Source organism: Rhodopseudomonas rhenobacensis, from assembly GCF_014203125.1.
Classification (GTDB): Bacteria; Pseudomonadota; Alphaproteobacteria; order Rhizobiales; family Xanthobacteraceae; genus Rhodopseudomonas_A; species Rhodopseudomonas_A rhenobacensis.
In genome coordinates this window covers 24,414-47,550 of record NZ_JACHIH010000030.1, presented here as the reverse complement: position 1 = coordinate 47,550, position 23,137 = coordinate 24,414, and the positions used below count along the sequence as shown (strand labels likewise).

Genomic DNA, 23,137 nt, shown 5'->3' with positions numbered 1-23,137 from the left:
TCAGCGGCCCGGCTTGGTCGGCAGTCCCGACGCCTTCCAGCCGAGAATGCCGCCGGCGAGATGCTTGTCGTAGGCGAGGCCCGCGGCCTGCGCGGCGAGCGACGCCGTCACCGAGCGCTTACCGGACCGACAGGCGAACACCACCTCTTTGCCGTGCGGGTCGGGGATGCTCTTCGGATCGAAGCTCGACAGCGGCACCACCACGGCGTCGGGATAGGCCTCGGCGGCGACCTCGTTCGGCTCGCGGACGTCGACCAGCAGATAGCGGCCCTCCGCAATGCCTGCCGAAACCTGCTGCGGCGTCAAATCCTGAACCTGAGCTCCCACTCCACTCTCCCCCGCCGTCGCAGCTGTCGGACTGAATTGCACACCCAGGAGCACGGCGACGCTCGGCAAGGGCAAACTCAAAGTCGCGCCTTGCGCGATGAAAATCAAGCGCTTGAGCCATTTCGTCAGCATGGGAGTCCTCGTCGCGGCGGTTCAGTTATTCTGCGCAGGTCGACGTTGTGAGGCAAAATCCCACGGGATTCCTTGATCTGCATCGGTCTGCAGCGTCCAGGCGAATCCGAGGCGCAGACTTGCGGCTGGCACATCGGCAGCGCCGCTCAGATCGTCACCTGGGTGCCGACCTCGACCACGCGCCCGGTGGGGATCTGGAAGTAGTCGGTGGCGTCGTTGGCGGAGCGGCTCAGCGCGATGAACAGGTGATTCTGCCAGCGCGGCATGCTGGATTGCGCCGCCGGCTTCAGCGAGCGCCGCGACACGAAGAACGACGTCGACATGATGTCGAACTGCCAGCCGAGCTTGCGGGCGATCACCAGCGCCTTCGGCACGTTGGGCGATTCCATGTAGCCGAAGCGCAGCCGGACCTTGGAGAACTTGTCGCTGATGTTCTCCATGGTGACCCGCTCCGAGGGGTCGACCCGCGGGGTCTGCGCGGTCTGGATGGTGAGAATGACGTTGTGCTCGTGCAGCACTTTGTTGTGCTTGAGATTGTGCAACAGCGCGGTCGGCACATATTCCGGGTCGCTGGTGAGAAACACCGCGGTGCCCTTGACGATGTGCGGCGGCCGCTTCTCCAGGCTCTGAATCAGGTCGTTCAGCGGCACCTCGGTGCGCCTCGTCTTCAGGATCAGCATCGCCGAGCCGCGCCGCCACACCCAGATCATCGCCGCCATCAGGAAGCCGAACAACAGCGGCACCCAGGCGCCTTCCATCAGCTTCAACAGATTGGCGCTGAAGAAAATCGCGTCGACCGCGACGAACGGAAAGATCAACGCCGCCGCCGCCGCCGGGCGCCAGCCCCACAATTTCCAGATCACCACGAAGCCCATCACGCCGTCGGCCACCATGGTGGTGGACACCGCGATGCCATAGGCCGAGGCCAGCCCGCTGGAGCTGCGGAACAACAGCACCAACAGCAGCACGCCGATCAACAGCAGCATGTTGACCCGCGGCAGATAGATCTGGCCGGCGTGGGTCTCCGAGGTGTAGCGGACTTCGAAGCGCGGCAGCAGGCCGAGCTGCACCGCCTGGCTGATCAGCGAAAACGCGCCGGTGATCACCGCCTGGCTGGCGATCACCGTCGCCGCGGTGGCCAGCACGATCAACGGCACCAGGAAGTTCTCCGGCACCATGCGATAGAAGGTGTTCTCGACCGCCTCGGGATGCGACAGCACCAGCGCGCCCTGGCCGAAGTAGTTGACCAGCAGCGAGGGCAGCACGAAGAACAGCCAGCCGGTCTGGATCGGCTTGCGGCCGAAATGGCCCAAATCAGCATACAGCGCTTCGCCGCCGGTGACCGCGAGGAACACCGCGCCGATCGTCACCAGCCCGACCATGCCGTGCGACAGCATGAAATGCACCGCGTGCCACGGGTTGATCGCCGCCAGCACCGACGGATCGTCGTTGATGTGAATCAGCCCCATCACCGCGAGCGTGCTGAACCAGACGATCATCACCGGGCCGAACGCGGAGGCGACCTTCGCGGTGCCCCAGCGCTGAAATGCAAACAGCACCACCAGAATCCCGACCGTGAGCGGCACCACGTAATGTTCGAGCGCGGGCGCGGCGATCTTCAGACCTTCGACCGCCGACAACACCGAGATCGCCGGGGTGATCATCGAATCGCCGATGAACATCGAGGCGCCGATCACCCCCAGACTCATCAGGAACACGCTGCGGCGGCCCATTGCGCGCTGGCCGAGCGCCATCAGCGACAGCGTGCCGCCCTCGCCGTTGTTGTCGGCGCGCAGCAGCAGCAGCACGTATTTCGCGGTGACCACGATCAACAGCGACCACAGGATCAGCGACAGCACGCCGAGCACGATGACGCGGGTGACCACGGCGCCCTCGGCGGCGACATGCACCGCCTCGCGAAAGGCGTACAGCGGTGAGGTGCCGATATCGCCGAACACCACGCCGACGCCGCCGAGCGTCAGCGCCCAGAAGCTTGTTGTCGGGGGTGCGTCTGTCGACGCGGCGCTGGTGAGGGCCATGATGCTGGAAACGCTCTGATGATAGTTTTGATCCCGACCCTGCCGGCGGAGGACGGCGCGTGTGGTGACGCGGATTATAACACCGTTGACGCGATGTCACGCCCCTTGCGCGGCACTCCCCAACTGCACAATCGCCTCGCGAGACCATCGCGGTGGAAAATCTGCCGGATGGCGCGGATCGGTGACCGCGCTTACGGCTAGCCCGAAAGACGTTGAAAGACAACACATTAGGATCGAGCCGGGGGCCGCCGACAGGGCTAGGGCTTGAGCCCGGGCGGCAGCGGCGGGCTTTCCCGCATCAGGGTGATGGTGACGCGGCGATTGGCGGCCAGCATCGGATCGTCGGGAAACAGCGGCTGGCTGTCGGCTTTGCCGGTCACCGCGAAGACGTGGCTGGTCGGCAGACCCTCACGTTCCAGAATCTGCCGCACCGCGTTGGCGCGGTCGGACGACAGGTCGAAGGCGTTGTAGTCGGTGCGCCCCGGCATCAACCCCGCCGAGGTATGGCCGACGATCGACACCCGCAGCGGCGTGGCGCGCAGCGGCGCGGCCAGCCTCTGGATCAACAGCCGGGTGCGCTCGAACGGCACCTTGGAGCCGTCGGCGAACATCGAGCGGCCGTCCTGGTCGATGATCTCGAGGTTGAGGCCGTCCTTGGTCTCTTCGAACATGATGTTCTTCGACAGCTCGGTCAGTTCCGGCAGGTCCTGCAGCGCCTGGCGCAACGACGCCGACGCGAGCGCAAATTCCCGCTCGGCCTGGGTCTGGGCGCCGGCGGCTTTCGAGTCGCCGGCTTCGTCGGGATTGGGAGTGTTGCTCGCGTCCTCGATCGCAACATGCGCATTGTTCTTAACTTTGCCGCGGGTCGGGATGCCGTCGGTTTCCAGCACGCCCGAATAGCGCGAGTCGCTCTGCACGCCGAACGCATCCCGCATCGAACCGGCGACGATCTTCAGCTTCTTGGTATCCTGCGTCGAGAACGCCACCAGCATCACGAAAAACGCGAGCAGCAGTGCCATCAGGTCGGCGAAGGTCACGAACCAGCCATGACCGCCGTGGGCTTCTTCGCGTTTCTTTTTGGCCATTTGCCCTGATCCGCGATCCTATGCCGTGCGCTACGCCGGAACCATCTCGCCTTCTTCATGACGATGCTTCTCGGGCAGATAGGCCAACAGCATTTCGCGCACCAAGGTCGGGCTCTTGGAATCCCGGATCATCAGGATGCCGTCGATGATCAGCGTGCGGTTGGTCTCCTCGTCGATCAGCTTGCCGTGCAGCTTGTCGGCGATCGGCAGACAGATCAGGTTTGCCACCAGCGCGCCGTACAAGGTCGCCAGCAGCGCCACCGCCATGAATGGGCCGAGCTTCGACGGATCGGACATGTTGGAGAACATCTGCACCATGCCGAGCAGTGTGCCGATCATGCCGAAGGCCGGCGCGCAGTCGCCGATCGCGCGGTAGATCTTCGAGCCTTCGTTGAGATGCAGCAGGAAGTTGTCGCGGTCCCGCTCCATGTTGTCGCGGATGAATTCCAGGTCGTAGCCGTCAGCGACGTAGCGAATGCCCTTGGCGAGGAACGGCTCGTCGGTCTCGACCTTTTCCAGTCCCACCGGGCCGGATTTGCGCGCGATCTCGGCGATCCGCGCCAGTTCTTCCACCAGGTCACGAGCCGACAGGCTACTCAGCGTGAATGCGAATTTGGCGCCCAGCGGCAGGCCATGCATCATCGTCGAGAGCGGAAAGCGAATCAGAGTCGCGGCGAGGGAGCCGCCGAAAATGATGATGACGGCGTGAATGTCGTAGAACATCCGGAAATCGCCACCCATCAGGATGAGCGTCGACAGAACGATGCCGCCCGCGACCAGGCCAAGGAGAGTTGCGATATCCATTTTGAACTCCGGTACGCACGGACTCAGCCGCCAATCAGCATTGGCGACGCGCAACCCGTTCTGAGCAGCGTGGAACCACCGTAGCGTCGCCGCGATTAAAGACCCGTTACCGGATAAGTAATTATTAACAGCGGCCTAACGGCTAACAGCCGACGCCCCAGCGGCGCTGTGCGTGTTGCAAAGCACGCGGCGCCGGCCGGGCCTCGGGGCCGCGGCGCGGCAGCAAGAACAGTGGCCGACGGCAGGTCGCCCTGGCGCGGTAAAGGCGCTATAGAGTCCGCAACGACTCGACCGCGCCTCGCGCAACGAAACCCTGTTGGCAGCTCCGCCGATCCGTGCCGGCGCGACCACGCCGCGATAAGAAACCATGACCTTCGCACCCACCGACAAACTGGCGCCCTACCGGGCGGCCTTGCAAGCCTTGAACGACGACGGCCGACTGCGGCGACTGGTGCCGCGCGCCGGCATCGACTTCGTCTCCAATGATTACCTGGGGCTCGCCAACGCGCCGCAGATCAGGGAGGCGATGATCGCCGCGCTGCAATCCGGCACCTCGATCGGCTCCGGCGGCTCGCGCAGCCTGCGCGGCAACTGTGCCGAACACGAGAACCTGGAAGCCTACGCCGCGCGGTTCTTCGGCGCCGACGCCGCGCTGTATTTCCCTGCCGGCTATGTGGCGAATTTCGCCGTGCTGACCACGCTGCCGCAACGCGGCGATCTGTTGGTGCTGGACACCCTGGTGCACGCCAGCATCCATGAAGGCGCCCGCGCCGGCCGCGCCGATTATCGCGACGGCGGCCACAACGATGCCCAGGCGGTCGAGGATGCGATCCGCAAATGGCGCGGCGAAGGCGGCACCGGCCGGGTCTGGATCGTGGTCGAGAGCCTGTACAGCATGGACGGCGATTTCGCGCCGCTCGCCGAACTGATGCCGCTGGCAGAGCGCCACGACGCCTTCCTGATCGTCGACGAAGCCCACGCCACCGGGATCTACGGGCCGCAGGGCCGCGGCCTCACCGCGCCGTATGAGGGCCGCGAGAACCTGATCGTGGTGCATACTTGCGGCAAGGCGCTCGGCGCCGCGGGCGCGCTGGTCACCATGACCCGCGTGCTGCGCGATTTCATGGTCAACCGCTGCCGGCCGTTCATCTTCTCCACCGCGCCGTCGCCGCTGGTCGCAGTCGCAGTGCAGCAAGCCTTGGTACTGCTGCAGGACGAACCGGAGCGGCCGCAGCGATTGCTCGATCTGATCGCCTTCACGCATCGCGAATTCGAAGCCCGCGGCGGGCAGCGGCTGTCGAACTCGCAGATCCTGCCCTACATCGTCGGCGACAATACGCGGGCGATGACGCTCGCGGCGGCGATGCAGGCGCGCGGCTTCGACATCCGCGGCATCCGACCGCCGACGGTGCCGGCCGGCACCGCGCGGCTGCGGATCTCGCTGACGCTCAATGTCGGCGAGGCCGAAGTGCTGTCGATGCTGGACGCGCTCGACGAAGAAACCAAGGGCGCCGCGCGATGAGCCCGCGCATCGTCGTCACCGGCACCGATACCGAGATCGGCAAGACGGTATTTTCCGCCGGGCTCGCCGGCTTTCTCGGCGCATCCTACTGGAAGCCGGTGCAGGCCGGGCTCGACGGCGATACCGATTCCAGCCGCGTCGCGGCGCTGAGCGGGCTCTCCGCCGACCGCATCCTGCCGGAGCGCTTTCGTCTTAACACCCCCGCCTCGCCGCATCTTGCAGCCAGACTCGACGGCGTTCGCATCGACGTCGAGGCGCTCGAGCTGCCGCCGGTCGACGGCCCCTTGGTGATCGAGGGCGCCGGGGGGCTGATGGTGCCGCTCAATCCCGAAACGCTGTATATCGACGTGTTCGCGCGCTGGAATTTGCCGGTGGTGCTATGCGCGCGCACCGCGCTCGGCACCATCAATCATGCGCTGCTGTCGATCGAGGCGTTGCGCCGCCGCGACATTCCGATCTGCGGCGTCGCCTTCATCGGCGACGAAGTCCGCGACAGCGAGGACATCATCTGCGCGATCGGCAAGGTGCGACGGCTGGGCCGGCTGCCGCGGCTCGATCCGCTCGACCGCGCCTCGCTGAAGGCGGCCTTCGCAACGTCATTCAACCGGGAAGATTTCGCGTGACCAGCGCTGCACATTCGCCGATCTGGCATCCGTTCACCCAGCACGCGCTGCACGGCGCCATGACCAAGGTGGTGCGCGGCGACGGCGCCTATCTGTACACCGAAGACGGCGCGCGGATCATCGACGCGATCGCGTCGTGGTGGGTGGTGACGCACGGCCACTGCCATCCGCATATCGTGGAGGCGATCCAACAGCAGGCTGCCGAGCTCAACCAGATCATCTTCGCCGGCTACACCCACCAGCCGGCGGAAGACGTCGCCAAGGCGCTTTTGAAGCTGACGCCCAAGGGGCTGGACTACGTGTTCTTCTCCGACTCAGGTTCGACCGCGGTCGAAGTGGCGCTGAAGATGGCGCTCGGCTATTGGCGCAACATCGGCGAGCCGCGCTCGCGCATCGTGGTGATGCAGCACTCCTATCACGGCGACACCGTGGGCACGATGTCGGTCGGTGCGCGCGGCGTGTTCAACGCCGCCTATGAGCCCTTGTTGTTCGACGCCACGGTGATCCCCTTCCCCGCCGCAGGCCACGAGCAGGCCACGCTGGACGCGCTGCAGGCGGCCTGCCGCGCCAAGCCGGCGGCGTTCATCGTCGAGCCGCTGGTGCTCGGCTCGGGCGGCATGCTGATCTATTCGCCGTCGCTGCTGCGCGAGATGAAGCGGATCTGCGAGGCGGCGGGCGTGCTGTTCATCGCCGACGAGGTGATGACCGGCTGGGGCCGCACCGGCACGCTGTTCGCCTGCCAGCAGGCCGACATCTCACCGGACATCGCCTGCTATTCGAAGGGCCTGACCGGCGGCTCGCTGCCGCTGGCGGTGACGCTGTGCCGCGGCGAGATCTACGAGGCGCATTACTCGCAGGACCGCACCCGCACCTTCTTCCATTCCAGTTCCTACACCGCAAATTCGGTGGCCTGCGCCGCCGCGCGCGCCAACCTGGATCTGTGGCAGGACCCGCAATGCATGACGCGGATCGAGGCGGTCGCGGCGATGCAGGCGCAACGGCTCGCGCCGTTCGAAAGCGATCCGCGATTCGAGAATGTGCGGCGGATCGGCACCATCACCGCGCTCGATCTGAAGGCGCCCGACGGCGGCTATCTCGCCGGCATCGGGCCGAAGCTGTTGGGCTTTTTCGCCAGCCGAAATCTGCTGCTGCGCCCGCTCGGCAACACCATCTATGTGATGCCGCCGTATTGCGTCACCGCCGACGATCTCGATGAGATCTACGCAGCGATCAGCGAGGCCGCGGATTTGCCGGGGTAGAGTATTTTGGGCTGAGATCGAAGCATCCAACCCAAATGCCGTCGTCATTCCGGGGCGCGAGTTCGTCAGAACGAGCGAACCCGGAATCTCGCAACACGAGCGGATACGGGCTCCTGCAGCGAGATTCCGGGTTCGCTCGCAGCTATCGCTGCTCGCGCCCCGGAATGACGGCCTGCGAATTTGCAGCGCATCAATCCAACGCGAAAAGCCCGCAGAGGCGTGAAGCAGCGCCGCGGGCTCAGTTCAGCCGCGGCGGACGCTCGTCATGCGCGGGATCGGCCGTCGGCGTCAGCGACGACGTCGGATGCGGCCCATGGGTGCCGGGCGCGGGTCCGTGCGCCGCTGCCGCGGCGGCGCTACGCGCGCGCTCGCGATACGACCGCATCCCGAGCGGCAGGCTGATCAGATACAGCAGCGTGCCGACCGACAGCATGTACCAGGGATAGCCGATCAGCAGCGCGATGATGAACACCACCGAGACGAACACCGGCAGCACCATCTCCGGCGGCACCCGCATCCGCACCGCCTTGCCGGAGAACACCGGCAGTCGCGACACCATCAGCCCGGCGATCACCAGGGTGTACAGCGCGGTCAGCACCGCCGGCAGCGACGGTGCGCCGAGGAACGACATGTAGACCGGCAGCAGCACCGCGATGGCGCCGGCCGGCGCCGGCACGCCGGTGAAGTAATTCGCCGCGAAGGCGGGCTTGTTGGGATCGTCCATCGTCGAGTTGAAGCGCGCCAGCCGCAGGCTGCCGCTGATCGCGAAGATCATCGAGGCGATCCAGCCGACATTGTGCAGTTCGTGCAGCTGCCAGAAATACAGGATCAGCCCCGGCGCCACGCCGAAATTGACGAAGTCGGCCAGGCTGTCGAGCTCGGCGCCGAATTTCGACTGTCCCTTGATCATCCGGGCGACCCGGCCGTCGAGGCCGTCGAGCACCGCGGCGAACACGATCGCCGCCACCGCGAGCTCCATCCGCCCCTCGGTGGAGAGCCGGATCGCGGTCAGGCCGGCGCAGATCGCCAGCAGCGTGATCACGTTGGGGACCAACATCCGCACCGGGATCGGGCCGAACCGGCGCCGCGGCGGGTCGTTGAATTTCGGATCAAAGGGCATCGACATCGCCTTCACAGCAAGTTCGAGGTTGAGCCGCAACCGCGATCCACGTGATCATGCTCCGGCCCAGCCTGATGATATAGCCCCGCCCGAGCCGCCACGCCATCGGCCTGCCGCGGCCGATGGCCTCACTGCCCGCGCGATCGCTCAGGCGGCCCGATAGGTGCGGCCGCCGTCGCCCTGGCGGAAGTCGGCCAGCACGGTTTCGCCGGCGATCGAGGTCTGTCCCGGCGACACCAGCGCCTTGGCGCCGTCCGGCAGATAGACATCGAGCCGCGAGCCGAACCGGATCAGGCCGAAGCGTTCGCCGGCGCCGAGCGTCTGCCCGACCCGCACGAACGACACGATCCGCCGCGCCACCAGGCCGGCGATCTGGATCACGCCGATCTGGCCGCCCGGGGTCGAGATCACCATCGAGTTGCGCTCGTTGTCTTCGCTGGCCTTGTCGAGGTCGGCGTTGATGAACTTGCCGGGGCTGTAGACGATGCGCTCGATCCGCCCGGCCACCGGGGCGCGGTTCACGTGGCAGTTGAACACGCTCATGAAGATCGAGATCCGCAACAGCGGCTTGTCGCCGAGGCCGAGCTCGGCCGGCGGCACCATCGCCACCACCATCGAGACCCGGCCGTCGGCCGGGGCGATCACCAGATCGTCGCGCACCGGCGTCACCCGCACCGGGTCGCGGAAGAACAGCGCGCACCAGATCGTCAGCACCACGCCGATCCAGCCCAGCGGCGTCCACAGCCAGAACAGCAACAGACTGATCAGCGCGAAGCCGCCGATGAACGGATAGCCTTCGCGATGGATCGGCGGAATTTGCGCACGAATGGAATTGACGATCGACATCAGCTCACTGCTTCTGTTGTCCCCTCTCCCCTTGTGGGCGAGGGTGGCGCGCCACGAGCGGCGGGCCGGGGAACCGGGTTATATGAAGAATTCTAGGTCGCCGCCACGATTTGCTGCGCGGCCGCGCGATTGGCTTGCGTCACTCACTCCGCGGCATCGGGCGTGGCGAGCGTAACATGGTCCGCAGGCTCTGGTGCCACCGCCTCGTGGAGCGTCGGCGCGCGGGCGGCCGGGGCGACGTCGTCGCCGATCAGAGCCAGCTTTTCGCGCGCCTCCTGTGCCTCGCGCTGCCTGTTCCACATGCTGGCGTAAAGCCCGTTTGCGGCAAGAAGCTGGCCGTGCTTGCCGCGCTCCACAATGCGACCTTGGTCCAGCACGATGATCTCGTCGGCGCCGACGATGGTGGAGAGCCGGTGCGCGATCACCAGCGAGGTGCGGTTGCGGGATACCCGCTCGAGCGCATCCTGGATCTCCTGCTCGGTGTGGCTGTCGAGCGCCGAGGTGGCCTCGTCGAGCAGCAGGATCGGCGGCGCCTTCAGCACGGTGCGGGCGATCGCCACGCGCTGCTTCTCGCCACCGGACAGTTTCAGGCCGCGCTCGCCGACCTCGGTCTCGTAGCCCTTCGGCGAGGCCTGGATGAAGGCGTCGATCTGCGCGGTGCGCGCCGCCTCCTCGACCTCGGCGTCGCTGGCGTCCCAGCGGCCGTAGCGGATGTTGTAGCGGATGGTGTCGTTGAACAGCACGGTGTCTTGCGGCACCATGCCGATCGAGGCGCGCAGCGAACTCTGGGTGACTTTGCGGATGTCCTGGCCGTCGATCAGGATCTTGCCGCCGGAGACGTCGTACAGCCGGAACAACAGCCGCGAGATCGTCGACTTGCCGGCGCCCGAAGGCCCGACGATCGCCACGGTCTTGCCGGCCGGCACCTCGAAGCTGAGCCCCTTCAGGATCGGCCGCTCCGGGTCGTAGGCAAACCGCACGTCGTCAAAGCGGACATTGCCGCTGGAAACAACCAGCGGCTTGGCGCCCGGCAGATCCTTGACCTCGGGGTTCTTGGTCAAAACGCCGAACATCTTCTCGATGTCGACGATCGCCTGCTTGATCTCGCGATACACCATGCCCATGAAATTCAACGGCTGGTAGAGCTGGATCATCATGGCGTTGACCATGACGAAATCGCCCACCGTATTGGTGCCGTTGCGCACGCCGATCGCGCACATCAGCATGGTGGCGGTGAGCCCGCAGGTGAAGATCACCGCTTGGCCGGCGTTGAGCACGGCGAGCGATGTGTAGGTCTTGACGCTGGCGTGCTCGTACCGCGCCATGGTGCGGTCGTAGCGCTCGGCCTCGCGGGTCTCGGCGCTGAAATATTTCACCGTCTCGTAGTTCAACAGCGAATCGATCGCCTTGGTATTGGCCTCGCTGTCGGACTCGTTCATGTTGCGGCGGATGCCGATCCGCCATTCGGTGGCGATGTAAGTGTAGTACATATAGATCACCACCGTGATCAGCGTGACCAGCACGTAGCGCCAGTCGAACTGCCACAGCAGCACGCCCATCAGCAGCGAGACCTCGACGATGGTCGGCACCAGCTGCAGGATCACCATCCGCACGATGACTTCGATGCCGTTGCGGCCGCGCTCCAGCACCCTTGTCAAGCCGCCGGTCTTGCGCTCGAGATGGAACCGCAGCGACAATTCGTGCATATGCACGAAGGTCATGTAGGCGAGCTTGCGCACCGCGTGCATCGCCACCTGGGCGAACATGCCGTCGCGCCATTGCGTCAGCACCGCCATGATGATCCGCACCGCGCCGTAGCTCGCGGTCATGATCAGCGGCGAGGCGATCAGCCACAGCGTCCAGTTCGACGGCTCGACCGGCGCGGTGTCGGCGCCGGTCAAGGCGTCGATCGCCCATTTGAAGGTGAACGGCACCACCATGGTGGCGAGCTTGGCGATCAGCAGCAGCACCATCGCCCACACCACCCGCATCTTCAGGTCGAAGCGGTCGCCGGGCCAGATATACGGCCACAGGTGCACCAGCGTGCCCAGCATGGTCGCCTTGGGCGCCGAATCGTCGGGAGTTTGCGGCGCTTGGTCAGCCGGCCGCGCGTGGTGAGGTGTCATCAACAATGCCTGAGGAATGCCTGCAACGACGCGCCACGGCAAAGCCGCCGCATCGCGCGGATCGGAGTTCGGTCAGCCCGAGATATAGTGCCTTTGCACGGGTCATGCACCCTTGCTGTCGATTCTTTTCAACCCCGCAGAACCACCAGTTGCCGCGGCCCTGCGCTGCGATTCGCGGTTTTGCAGCGCGGCACGCGACGGCGATGTCTTGACGATGTGATCTTGCGGTGCCACATCGCCGGCATGGGCGACATCAAAACGGTCTGTGTCTATTGCGGCTCCGGAGCCGGCAGCAACCCGCGGTTCATCGAGGCGGCGACCGCTTTCGGCCGGCAGCTGGCGCTGAACAAGGTCGGCCTGGTCTATGGCGGCGGCTCGATCGGCCTGATGGGCGCGGTGGCGAAAGCCACGCTCGACCACGGCGGCACCGTCACCGGAATCATTCCGAACTTTCTCACCAAGAAGGAGCATATGCTCGATCGGGTGCAGGAACTGATCGTCACCGACGACATGCACGAGCGCAAGCGGCTGATGTTTGAGCGCTCCGACGCCTTCGTGGCGCTGCCGGGCGGCGTCGGCACGCTGGAGGAACTGGTCGAGCAATTGACCTGGCAGCAGCTCGGCCGCCACAAGAAGCCGATCCTGATCGCCAATATCGGCGGCTTCTGGGAACCGCTGCTGGCGCTGCTCGACCACATGCGCGACACCGCCTTCATCCGCAAGAATCTCTCCGTCGAGCTGTTGCAGGCCGAGGCGGTCGAACAGATCCTGCCGATGCTGCGCGAGGCTGCGGCGGCAACGCCCGCCGAGGCCGACGCCGTGGTTCCGGAAATCGCCGAGCGGTTTTAGGGCGCTGTTCGCTGGTTGGAGGCGTCCAACCAACAACGAAGCCGTCATTCCGGGGCGCGAGAGCGTCAGCTCGAGCGAACCCGGAATCTCGCAACGCGCCCGGCGCTTTCACCCGCAGCAAGATTCCGGGTTCGCTCGGCCTTTCGGCCTCGCGCCCCGGAATGACAACTCCGCAATTGGCGCAGCGCTGCAACTCAGCTTCAACTCAGCAACTCAAACGTAACTCAACTCCAAAATCCGAACCGCAGGTTCAGGCCGACGCGCGCTGCGCCGCAGCAGCCACCTCGAAAATCTTGCCGGGGTTGAGGATGCCCTTGGGGTCGAGCGCGGCTTTCAGCGTACGCATCAGCGCGATCTCGGCGGCGTTGCGGCTGATGTGCAGATATGGCTTCTTCTCGAGGCCGATGCCGTGCTCGGCCGACACCGAGCCGTGGCAGGCGGCGAGCGGCCGATACACCAACGCTTCGATCTTCGGCCGCAGCGCCAGGTAGTTCTGCGGCTTGACCTGCACCACGACGTGCAGATTGCCGTCGCCGAGATGGCCGAAGATCCACAACTTGTGATCGCCGATCTCGGCGGCCAGCGTCTCGCGCAACCCCTCGGCATAGGCCTCCATCGCGGCGATCGGCAGCGAGATGTCGAACACCACCGGCAAGCCGCCCTGCATCACCTGGCCGACGTCGTCGCGCAGCGCCCAGAACGCCTGGCAATCGGCATCGGACTGCGCGATCGCCGCGTCCGCGATCAGCCCGGCCTGTAGCGCCCCTTCCAGCGCCGCCTGAAACCGCTGGGTGTCGAGTTCCCGGTCGGCGCCCTGGCTTTCGATCAGCACGTAATACGGATAGTTCTGCGCGATCGGCGGCTGGCCCTTGGCGGGCGCGGTGGTGACCAGCTGATAGAACGACTGCCACATCACCTCGAACGCCGACAGCGTGCCGCCGAGCGCGCGGTCGGCGTGCTTGAGGAATTTCGCCACCGCGTCGAAACTGTCCAGCCCGACGAAGGCCATGTTGGTGGCGAGCGGCTTTTCCCGCAGCCGCAGCACCAATTTGGTGATCACGCCGAGCGTGCCCTCCGAGCCGATGAACAGCTGTTTGAGATCATAGCCGGCGTTGTTCTTGATCAGTTGATTCATCGACGACACGATGCTGCCGTCGGCCAGCACCACCTCGAGCCCAAGCACCATGTCGCGGGTCATGCCGTAGCGGATCACCCGGTTGCCGCCGGCATTGGTCGCAGCGTTGCCGCCGAGCGTGGCGCTGCCGCGCGCGCCGAGATCGAGCGGGAACGAAAGATCGTGCTGATCGACCGCCTCCTGCAGCGTCTGCAGCACCACGCCGGCCTCGACCGTCGCGGTGCGCTGCACCGGATCGATCGCCTCGATGGCGCGCATCCGCTCCAGCGACAGGATGACGTCGTTGGCGCCGGCGTCGCCGCCATGCACCAGGCCGGTGAGACCGCCCTGGGTGACCACCGCGATGTTGTGGGCGTGGCACCAGCGCAGCACGTCGGAGACCTCCTTGGTGTTGGCCGGCCGCACCAGCGCCGCGGCGCGCAGATTGTCGAAGCGGTAGGCGCCGGCAGAGCGCTTTCCGAGTTCGGCCGGCTCCAGCACGGCGCTCTCGCCGACGATGTGACGAAGCGCAGCGACGATGGCCATCGACATGCAAACCTCCCTAGATCATCGCTTCGATCAGGCGCGGGCCGCGCTGCGCCATGGCGTCGGCATATTGCGCGGCGAACTCTTCCGCCGTGGTGGCACGGCTGGCTTCGACGCCGAGGCCGGACGCGACCTGCACCCAGCTGATTTCCGGATTGTGCAGATCGAGCATCGACAGCGCCTTGGTGCCGGCGGTGCCGACGCCGACCCGCTGCAGCTCGATGTTCAGAATCGCGTAGGAACGGTTGGCGAAGATCACCACGGTGACGTCGAGATTTTCCCGCGCCATGGTCCACAGCGCCTGCAGCGTGTAGGCGGCGCCGCCGTCGCCCGAGGGGCACACCACCTTGCGGTCGGGCGCCGCCAGCGCCGCGCCGACCGCGAGCGGCAGCCCCTGCCCGATCGAGCCGCCGGCCAGCGGCAGATGCGTGTAGGGCCGCGCCCGGGCCAGATGGATCATCAACGCCAAGCCGGAGGTGGCGGATTCGTCGGCATAGATCGCGTTGTCGGGGGTGTAGTGCGCGATCACCTGCGCCACGCCGAGCGAGTTCAGCTTGCCCTTCGGCAACTCGGGCAACACCAGCGGTGTCCGCGTCGCGGGCGCGGCCGGCGCATCCAGCGCGTCGGCGAGATCTTGCAGCGCGCGGGCGCCGTCCTCATGCGGCTGCGCCAGATAACTGAACACGCAGCCCTCAGCCGCGCCCCAGCTCGGCTTGCCGGGATAGGCGAAGAACGACACCGGCGGCTTGGCGCCGACCAGGATCAGTTGCTCGACGTCCTTCAGGAACATCACGATCTGCTCGGCGAAATACGGAATGCGCTCGACCGGCACCCGCCCGGCGCCGAACTCGCCATGCGGTGCGAAGGTGTCGCAGAGCAGCCGCGCGCCGGTCTTGGCCTGAATGCGGCCGGCGGCCTCCAAGCCTGTGCCGCGCAAGCCCTCACCGCGGATCAGCAGCGCCGATTTCTTGCCGTTGCCGAGCAGCGCCGCGACGCTCTCGATGCTGTCAGCGGCGACCCGCGCCGGGCCGATATCGTCGAGCTTGTGCGCCGCGAACGCCGCTTCGTTCCAGGCCACATCCGCCGACATGATCAGCGTGGCGATGCCGCCCGGCGCCGAGCGCGCCGCCTGCACTGCGCGCGCGGCGTCGGAGCCGACGCTGCCGGCGCTGGTCGATTGGTGAATCCACGACGACACCGGCCGGGCGAAGCCGGCGATGTCCGAGGTCAATAGCGCGTCGTATTGCAGGTGATAGGTGGCGTGGTCGCCGACCACATTGACGATCGGGCTCGAAGCCCGCCGCGCGTTGTGCAGATTGGCGAGGCCATTGGCGAGGCCGGGGCCGAGATGCAGCAAGGTCGCCGCCGGCTTGCCGGCGATGCGGCCGTAGCCATCGGCGGCGCCGGTCGCCACCCCTTCGAACAGGCACAGCACCGGCCGCATCCCGCCGACCGCGTCGAGCGCCGCGACAAAATGCATTTCCGAAGTGCCGGGATTGGCGAAACAGACTTCAACGCCGCAATTGACCAGGGTCTGCACAACCGACTGTGCGCCGTTCATGGCGTGGCCCAAACTGACGTCTCCTCATGGTATCGCCCCGGATCATTACCTGCGGACATTTTTGCTGTCCTGCAGTCGGCGGGGTCGTATCGGCAAGCGGCGCGGCGATCGAAGGCCGGCGGCCGAGCAAAAGCTCAGTCGCGGCTTCGAACAGCAGCGCCGTTGTCGCTCAGTGTGGGAGTGTAGCCACGGCGCCCGCATTGATTCAAGTCAACGCAGGACGCGGCGCTAATTTCTTGAGGCGAAATCGCCTACCGCAACTGCGAGATGCCGCGGTCAGTTTTGGGCATCACGCCTGGGCGTTGCACTTCACCAGCTTGTAGACCACCGAGTCCATCAGCGCCTGGAACGAGGCGTCGATGATATTCGGCGACACCCCGATGGTGGTCCAGCGTTCGCCCTGCTCGTCCTCGCTCTCGATCAGCACCCTTGTCACCGCCTCGGTGCCGCCATTGAGGATACGGACGCGGTAATCGATCAGCTTGAGGTTCTCGATGTACTTCTGGAACTTGCCGAGGTCCTTGCGCAGCGCAACATCGAGCGCGTTGACCGGGCCGTTGCCTTCGGCGGCCGAGATCAGCACCTCGCCGTCGACATTCACCTTGACCACCGCCATCGCCATGGTGACGCGGTTGCCGTGCGAATTGTAGCGTTGCTCGACATTGACGTCGAACTGCTCGACCCGGAAGAACTCCGGGACCTTGCCGAGCGTGCGCCGCGCCAACAGATCGAACGAGGCGTTGGCGGATTCGTAAGCGTAGCCGGCGGCCTCGCGCTCCTTCAATTCCTCGACCAGCCGGTTCAGCTTCGGATCATCCTTGTCGAACGGGATGGTGGTGCGCGACAGTGCCGCCAGCACGTTGGAGCGGCCGGCCTGATCCGACACCAGCACCTTGCGGTGATTGCCGACCGTCTCCGGCGTCACGTGCTCATAAGTATGCGGATCCTTCATCACCGCCGAGGCATGGATCCCGGTCTTGGTGACGAAGGCGCTGGCGCCGACATAGGCGGCGTGCGGATTGCTCGGCCGATTGAGGATATTGTCGAGCGCGCGCGACACCTGCACCAGCGTCGCGAGCTTCTCCTCCGACACGCCGATGTCGAAGGCGGCGGCGAATTCCGGCTTCAGCTTCAAGGTCGGGATCATCGAGCACAGATTGGCGTTGCCGCAGCGCTCGCCGAGCCCGTTCAGCGTGCCCTGGATCTGCCGCGCGCCGGCGCGCACCGCGGCGAGCGAACAGGCCACCGCCTGCTCGGTGTCGTTGTGGGCGTGGATGCCGACATGGCTGCCGGGGATCTGCTTGACCACCTCGCCGACGATCGCCTCGACTTCATCCGGCATGCTGCCGCCATTGGTGTCGCACAGCACCACCCAGCGCGCGCCGGACTCATAGGCGGCCTTGGCGCAGGACAGCGCGAACGCCGGATCTTCCTTGTAGCCGTCGAAGAAATGCTCGCAGTCGACCAGCACTTCGCGGCCACGAGCCTTGGCGGCGCCGACGCTGTCGCGGATCGAGGCGAGGTTTTCCTCGTTGGTGGTGCCGAGCGCGACGCGGACCTGGTAGGCCGAGGACTTTGCCACGAAGCAGATCGCGTCGGCCTTGGCTTCGAGAAGCGCCGCGATGCCGGGATCGTTCGACGCCGAACGGCCGGGCCGCCGCGTCATGCCGAACGCCGTGAAGGTCGCGGCCTTCAGGCCGGGATCGGCGGCGAAGAATTCGGTGTCGCTCGGATTGGCGCCGGGATAGCCGCCTTCGACGTAGTCGATGCCGAGATCATCGAGCATCGCCGCGATCAGCCGCTTGTCGTGCAGCGTGAAATCGACGCCGTTGGTCTGCGCGCCGTCGCGCAGCGTGGTATCGAATAGATAGAGGCGTTCGCGGCTCATGACTTGGCTCCTGCGGCCGCGGCGTCGGCCAGATTTTTCTGCATGGTGGTGTTGGCGAGCCATTCCCCGTTCAGCGTCACGGTGTTGCGCTGGGTGGCGATATAGCCGCGCTTGGCGAAGAACGGCTCGGCATTGTCGCTGGCTTCGACGGTGAGCATCTTGGCGCCGCGGGCGCCGGCGAGCTTTTCCAGCGCGTCGCACAGCATCGACGCCACGCCCTGCCCGGCGGCGTTCGGATGCACGTACAATAGATCGATCAGGTCGGCGCCCTTCAGCGAGGCGAAGCCCACGGGCGAGCTCTGCAGCGTCGCGATCAGCGTCAGCTGCTCGCCCAACCGCTGGCCGAACGCCGCTTCGTCGTCGACGGCGGCGATCCAGGCCTGCTGCTGCGCTTCGTTGTAATCCTCGGCGGTCAGTTCCTCGACGCTGGCGGCGAAGATCGCGGCCAGCACGGCGGTGTCGGCCGGCAGGAACGGCCGCAGCGCCGGCCGTGGCATGGCTTGTCCCATCGCGCTCACCAGAATCCGTAGAGTTTCAACACCAGCGCGATGGCGCCAGCCAACAACCCGACCTTGATGGCGATGTAATACAGCCAGTGCTTCGGGAACGGCGTGTCGGGCTTGCTCATCGGGCGATCTCCCAAGTTGTTACCGGCTTGCCGTCGGCGTCCTTGCCGTCCTTAATGGCGATGCCCATGGCGGCGAGTTCGTCGCGAATGCGATCGGATTCCTTGAAATCTTTTCGCGCACGGGCGGCGGTGCGGGCATCGATCAGGGCGTTGACCTGCGCGGCATCGACATCGCTGGCCTGCTGCTTGCGCCCGTTCCATGTGGCCGCGCTCTCCGACAACAGCCCGATCATTCGCAGCGATGCGGCGAATGCGCTGCGATCCTGATCGCTGCCGGAGGCCGCCTTGTTGCGCAGGCTATGCAGCGCCGCGATCATCTGCGGCGTGTTGAGATCGTCGGACAACGCGTCGACCACGGTCTTGGCCGCGCGATCACCCGTGGCGTCGGCCGCGACCCAGTACCAATCATCCAGCGTCTTGGCGCTCTCTTCGAGGCCGTTCAGCGTCCAATCGATCGGCGAGCGATAATGCGTCTTCAGCATGTTGAGGCGCAGCACCTCGCCTGGCCAATCCGCCAGCAACTGCCTGATGGTGACGAAATTGCCGACACTCTTCGACATCTTCTCGCCTTCGACCTGCAGGAAGCCGTTGTGCATCCAGGTGGTCGCCATGCGGTCGGTGTGGAAGGCGCAGCAGCTTTGCGCGGCCTCGTTCTCGTGATGCGGAAACACCAGGTCGATGCCGCCGCCGTGGATGTCGAAGGTTTCGCCGAGATGCTTCCAGGCCATCGCCGAGCATTCAATGTGCCAGCCCGGCCGGCCCTGCGTGGCGATGCCGGCCGGCGACGGCCAGGACGGCTCGCCCGGCTTCGACGGCTTCCACAGCACGAAATCGGTGGCGTCGCGCTTATACGGCGCGACGTCGACCCGGGCGCCGGCGATCATTTCGTCGAGCGAGCGATTGGCCAGCGACCCGTAGCGCGGCAGGATCGTGTTTGCGGCGTTCATCGCCTGCGGCGAGAACAGCACGTGGTCCTCGGCGACATAGGCGAAGCCGCCTTCGACCAGCCGGTCGATGATCTCGCGCATCTCGCCGATATGCTCGGTCGCGCGCGGCTGCACAGTCGGAGCAAGGCATCCGAGCGCCGTCACATCGTCTTGAAACTGCTTCTCGGTCTGCTCGGTGACCTTGCGGATCGCCTCGTTCAGCGGCAGGCCGGGGAAATCCCGCGCGGCGCGGTCGTTGATCTTGTCGTCGACGTCGGTGATGTTGCGGACATAGGTGACGTGGCTCTCGCCGTAAAGCTGCCGCAGCAGCCGGAACAGCACGTCGAACACGATCACCGGCCGGGCATTGCCGATATGGGCAAAGTCGTAGACCGTCGGGCCGCAGACATACATCCGCACATTCGACGGATCGAGCGGCGCAAAGTCGCGCTTCTCCTTGGTCAGCGTATCGTAAAGGCGCAAAGCCATGGATATCCCGTCCCTTGCGGCCGGGCGTCCAGTGATCTCGTATGAGAAAAGACGGCCTCAGCCAGCGGTGAGCTAGCTAATAATCTCGCGGCAAAGGCCACAAATCGAGAAAAGACCGTTCATCGCGGCACCATGGAACAGCCGGCGAATCGCGTCAAGCCCGCCAAGCGTCGGGAGCGCGGAGATTCGGGAACCGACCGATTTCGGCCATGTTCGGGTCCTACGCCGCTGCCGCCTGGCCAAACCGCCATGGTTAATGATTCTTAACCCTTCCGGGCTAACAGAATGGGAGCTGGTTTCTCTCATTCATTGGTGCGTTATGACATCCTTTCCTGCCTTGCTGGCCGCGGCTTTCCTGCTGTCGGCCTCGGCTGCCGTCGCCGACAGCCGCGTCTTCATCGTCCCCAACCATTCCGACGGCTACGGCATCGATCAATGCCTCGCCAAGGGCGAGAAGTGCGGCGCCTACGCCGCGCAATCCTACTGCCAGTCGCGGGATTTCGCCGAGGCGACCTCGTATCGGCAGATCGACGCCGACGAAATCACCGGAACCGTGCCCGCCTCGGTCGGCAACAGCTGCGCGCACGGCGCCTGCAACGAATTCCTCGCCATCACCTGCACCCGCTAGTGGGGCGGGGCGGCGTTGCGCCGATGCTTCCACTTGCCACACCGGCGCCTCGGAAACGACGTGACGGTGCCGCCAGAAGCGGCTAGACGGATCGCGCCTACCGCCGAGAAATGGTTGAGACCTTGATGCGATTCCCGATCCGCCGGATTTTGGCCGGCGCCGTGTTGTTCGGCCTCGGAGCCGGTCTTGAAGCGGCGGCGCAGGGCTATCCGCCCCCGCCGCCTCCCCAGCAGGGCTATCCGCAGAGCTATCCGCCCGGGCAGAGCCCGCAGGGCGGCGTCGCGACCAATCCGATGTGTCAGCGGCTGGAAGCGCAACTGGCCAGCGTCGACCGCGGCGGTGGTGGCGATCCGGCCAAGGCCGAGCAGGTCCGCCGCTTCGAGGACGCCGCCGCCCGGCAGCAGGGCGAGCTCGACCGCGTCACCACCCAGGCCAAGCGGATGGGCTGCGACAGCTCCGGCTTCTTCTCGCTGTTCAACAACCAGTCCGCGCAATGCGGCCCGATCAACAACCAGATCCAGCAGATGCGCGGCAATCTGGACCAGATCACCAACAATCTGGAGCGGCTGCGGATGGGCGGCGCCGGCACCTCGGACCGCGACAACCAGCGCCGCTCGGTGCTGCTGGCGCTGGCGCAGAACAATTGCGGCCCGCAATACGTCGCCGCAGCCCGCAATGGCGGCGGCAATTTCCTCGACAACCTGTTCGGCAACAACAACAATCCCGGCGGCAACGACAATCCCGGCGCGGCCCCCGGCCCCGCCGAGGCCGGGCCGCCGTCCGGCACCTATCGCACGGTCTGCGTGCGAAGCTGCGACGGCTTCTATTTCCCGATTTCCTTCGCCACCGTGCCGGGCCGGTTTCCCGACGACGAGAAGACCTGCAAGAACCAATGCCCCGCCGCCGAAGCCACGCTGTTCACCTATCGCAATCCCGGCGAGGACATGAACCAGGCGGTGTCGATCAACGGCCAGCCCTATTCGTCGTCGCCCAACGCGTTCCGCTATCGCCAGGAGTTCAACCCGTCCTGCGCCTGCAAGGCCGCCGGCCAGACCTGGTCCGAAGCGCTGAAGGGCATCGACGACAAGGGCTCGGTCGAACAGGGCGACATCATCGTCACCGAGGAGCGCGCCAAGAAGATGTCGCAGCCGCTGGCGAAGCCGGCCGCGGCATCGAAGAAGGGCGCGGCACCCGCGGCAGCGGCGGCCCCGACCGAAGCCCCGGCGGCGGACGCCGGAGCCGAAACCGGCAAGATCCGCTCGGTCGGCCCGACCTTCATCCCGGCGCGGTAACAATGGCCAGGCGTTCCCCGGACGCGGCGCAACCCGCCGCGTTTGCGGCGTGGTGCGCCGCAGAGCCGGGGCCGTTACGGAACGCAGCGCTTGGAACGGTCCCGGTTCTGCGGGGCAGCGCTTCGCGCTGCGCCGCGCCCGGGACACCAGGCCTCATTTGCCTTCTCAGTCAAACGAGGTTGTGAGTCACGCCTCGGCGGCCGGCCGCTCATCCTGTTGCCGGGACGTCGCGAAAAGATCCCACACCGCGATGAACAGCGCGGCGATCACCGGCCCCAGCACGAAGCCGTTGATGCCGAACACTTCGATGCCGCCGAGCGTGGAGATCAGCACGATATAGTCCGGCATCTTGGTGTCCTTGCCGACCAGGATCGGGCGCAGGATGTTGTCCACGAGGCCGATCACCAGCGCCCCATAGGCGATCAGCAGCACGCCCTTCCAGATCGAGCCGATCGCCAGCAGATAGATCGCCACCGGCACCCAGATCAGCCCGGCGCCGACCGCGGGCAGCAGCGACAGGAACGCCATCAGCACCGCCCATAAGAGCGAGGCGCTGATGCCGAGAAACCAGAACATCAGCCCGCCGAGCGCGCCCTGCAGCAGCGCCACAAGCATGTTGCCCTTGATCATGGCGCGCACCACGACGGCGAATTTGCTCAACAGCGCCTTCTGCTGCTCGGGACGCAGCGGGATCGCAGTGCGCAACCGCCGCGAGAGCGCGGCCTCGTCGCGCAGCAGGAAGAACAGCAGATAGATCATGATGAAGAGTTCGAGCACGAAGTCGAAGGTGCTCTGCCCGACATTGAGCGCCTGGGTGGCGATGAACTGGCTGCCCTTCAACAGCCCCGCCGACAGCTTGTCCTGCACCGCGCCGAGGCTGGCGAGGCCGAAACGCTCCAGCAGCGAGGTCGCCCAGCTCGGCAACACGTTCAGTACCTGCTGGAACGAGCCCACCAGATCGAGATCCTTCGACTGGATCTTCTCGTAGACGCTGGCGGCCTCCTGCGCCAACGAGGCGATCACCAGCGTCAGCGGCAGGATGACGATGAAGATGATGATCAGCACCGTGATCAGCGCGGCCAGCGTCGGCCGCTCCGGCATCATCGCGGCGAGCCGCCGCGACAACGGCGCGAACACCACGGCGATCACCACGCCCCACAGGATCGCGCCGTAGAACGGCAGCAGGACCCAGCCGAACGCCAGCGAGATCAGCGCCACCAAGAGCAGGAAGGACTTGTCCTCGATCGAGCGTCGCATGCAGAAATCCCGCCAGATGGTCTGTTATGGGTCGCTGCGACGATTGCCGCCGACGCCGCATCAGTCAAGGCGCGAC

18 protein-coding genes and 1 pseudogene are annotated in these 23,137 nt (G+C 65.9%); 6 read left to right on the top strand and 13 right to left on the bottom strand.

From position 1 onward, the window contains the following. From HNR60_RS19165 to HNR60_RS19150, 4 genes are all read right to left on the bottom strand, one after another. Complete coding sequence (locus HNR60_RS19165) at window positions 1-327, bottom strand: rhodanese-like domain-containing protein (protein WP_184260847.1); 327 nt, start codon at window positions 325-327, stop codon at window positions 1-3. A gap of 278 nt (window positions 328-605) precedes the next feature. Continuing rightward, the gene (locus HNR60_RS19160; protein WP_184260844.1) at window positions 606-2,498 is read right to left on the bottom strand and encodes a potassium transporter Kup; all 1,893 of its coding nucleotides are present in this window, start codon (window positions 2,496-2,498) and stop codon (window positions 606-608) included. Window positions 2,499-2,755: 257 nt separating this feature from the next. Beyond that, complete coding sequence (locus tag HNR60_RS19155; protein ID WP_184260842.1) at window positions 2,756-3,583, bottom strand: OmpA/MotB family protein; 828 nt, start codon at window positions 3,581-3,583, stop codon at window positions 2,756-2,758. A gap of 30 nt (window positions 3,584-3,613) precedes the next feature. Continuing rightward, complete coding sequence (locus HNR60_RS19150) at window positions 3,614-4,387, bottom strand: motility protein A (protein WP_184260840.1); 774 nt, start codon at window positions 4,385-4,387, stop codon at window positions 3,614-3,616. 367 nt (window positions 4,388-4,754) lie between these two features. Between HNR60_RS19150 and HNR60_RS19145 the strand changes: the two genes are divergently transcribed. Genes HNR60_RS19145 through HNR60_RS19135 form a run of 3 tightly spaced genes read left to right on the top strand, consistent with a single transcriptional unit; the run spans window position 4,755 to window position 7,791 of the window. Then, complete coding sequence (locus HNR60_RS19145) at window positions 4,755-5,909, top strand: 8-amino-7-oxononanoate synthase (protein ID WP_184260838.1); 1,155 nt, start codon at window positions 4,755-4,757, stop codon at window positions 5,907-5,909. Beyond that, on the top strand, window positions 5,906-6,532 hold the full coding sequence (gene bioD / locus HNR60_RS19140) for a dethiobiotin synthase (RefSeq protein WP_184260836.1): 627 nt from the start codon (window positions 5,906-5,908) through the stop codon (window positions 6,530-6,532). Before HNR60_RS19145 ends, bioD begins: the two co-directional genes overlap by 4 nt. Then, entirely contained in the window at window positions 6,529-7,791 is a 1,263-nt protein-coding gene (locus tag HNR60_RS19135; protein WP_184260834.1) for an adenosylmethionine--8-amino-7-oxononanoate transaminase, read from the top strand. The genes bioD and HNR60_RS19135 overlap by 4 nt, the downstream gene beginning before the upstream one ends. A 238-nt stretch (window positions 7,792-8,029) precedes the next feature. On the opposite strand, the gene pssA is transcribed toward HNR60_RS19135, so the two are convergent. The 3 genes and pseudogenes from pssA to HNR60_RS19120 all read right to left on the bottom strand — a co-directional run bounded on the left by pssA (window position 8,030) and on the right by HNR60_RS19120 (window position 11,883). Next, a complete protein-coding gene (pssA, locus tag HNR60_RS19130) occupies window positions 8,030-8,911 on the bottom strand; it encodes a CDP-diacylglycerol--serine O-phosphatidyltransferase (RefSeq protein ID WP_184260922.1) in 882 nt (293 codons plus the stop codon). A 147-nt stretch (window positions 8,912-9,058) separates the two neighbouring features. After that, window positions 9,059-9,772, bottom strand: a pseudogene (locus tag HNR60_RS19125) (phosphatidylserine decarboxylase); the annotation flags it as partial. 128 nt (window positions 9,773-9,900) lie between these two features. Next, window positions 9,901-11,883 (bottom strand): ABCB family ABC transporter ATP-binding protein/permease, encoded by a 1,983-nt coding sequence (locus HNR60_RS19120; protein ID WP_184260829.1) that lies wholly within the window; start codon window positions 11,881-11,883, stop codon window positions 9,901-9,903. A gap of 243 nt (window positions 11,884-12,126) precedes the next feature. Between HNR60_RS19120 and HNR60_RS19115 the strand changes: the two genes are divergently transcribed. Further along, a complete protein-coding gene (locus tag HNR60_RS19115) occupies window positions 12,127-12,732 on the top strand; it encodes an LOG family protein (protein WP_184260827.1) in 606 nt (201 codons plus the stop codon). Between the two features lie 250 nt (window positions 12,733-12,982). Here the strand turns inward: HNR60_RS19115 and HNR60_RS19110 are convergent, their stop codons facing one another. The 5 genes from HNR60_RS19110 to cysS all read right to left on the bottom strand — a co-directional run bounded on the left by HNR60_RS19110 (window position 12,983) and on the right by cysS (window position 19,884). Beyond that, window positions 12,983-14,398: an FAD-binding oxidoreductase gene (locus tag HNR60_RS19110; RefSeq protein WP_184260825.1), complete on the bottom strand. Its 1,416-nt coding sequence runs from the start codon at window positions 14,396-14,398 to the stop codon at window positions 12,983-12,985. Between the two features lie 10 nt (window positions 14,399-14,408). Next, window positions 14,409-15,953, bottom strand: coding sequence for an acetolactate synthase large subunit (locus HNR60_RS19105; protein ID WP_184260823.1), 1,545 nt, complete (start codon window positions 15,951-15,953; stop codon window positions 14,409-14,411). 289 nt (window positions 15,954-16,242) lie between these two features. Further along, window positions 16,243-17,841 carry a citramalate synthase gene (gene cimA / locus HNR60_RS19100; protein WP_184260821.1) on the bottom strand — a complete coding sequence of 533 codons (1,599 nt, stop codon included), beginning with the start codon at window positions 17,839-17,841 and terminating at the stop codon, window positions 16,243-16,245. Further along, window positions 17,838-18,350: a GNAT family N-acetyltransferase gene (locus HNR60_RS19095; RefSeq protein ID WP_184260819.1), complete on the bottom strand. Its 513-nt coding sequence runs from the start codon at window positions 18,348-18,350 to the stop codon at window positions 17,838-17,840. Before HNR60_RS19095 ends, cimA begins: the two co-directional genes overlap by 4 nt. A 115-nt stretch (window positions 18,351-18,465) precedes the next feature. Beyond that, window positions 18,466-19,884, bottom strand: coding sequence for a cysteine--tRNA ligase (cysS, locus tag HNR60_RS19090; protein WP_184260817.1), 1,419 nt, complete (start codon window positions 19,882-19,884; stop codon window positions 18,466-18,468). Window positions 19,885-20,203: 319 nt separating this feature from the next. Here cysS and HNR60_RS19085 point away from each other — a divergent pair, with 319 nt between their 5' ends. Both HNR60_RS19085 and HNR60_RS19080 read left to right on the top strand, forming a co-directional pair. Beyond that, window positions 20,204-20,512 carry a hypothetical protein gene (locus HNR60_RS19085; protein ID WP_184260815.1) on the top strand — a complete coding sequence of 103 codons (309 nt, stop codon included), beginning with the start codon at window positions 20,204-20,206 and terminating at the stop codon, window positions 20,510-20,512. A 110-nt stretch (window positions 20,513-20,622) separates the two neighbouring features. Beyond that, window positions 20,623-21,804 (top strand): DUF2865 domain-containing protein, encoded by a 1,182-nt coding sequence (locus HNR60_RS19080; RefSeq protein WP_184260813.1) that lies wholly within the window; start codon window positions 20,623-20,625, stop codon window positions 21,802-21,804. 186 nt (window positions 21,805-21,990) lie between these two features. Here the strand turns inward: HNR60_RS19080 and HNR60_RS19075 are convergent, their stop codons facing one another. Continuing rightward, window positions 21,991-23,061 (bottom strand): AI-2E family transporter, encoded by a 1,071-nt coding sequence (locus HNR60_RS19075; protein ID WP_184260810.1) that lies wholly within the window; start codon window positions 23,059-23,061, stop codon window positions 21,991-21,993. Window positions 23,062-23,137: the final 76 nt, after the last annotated feature.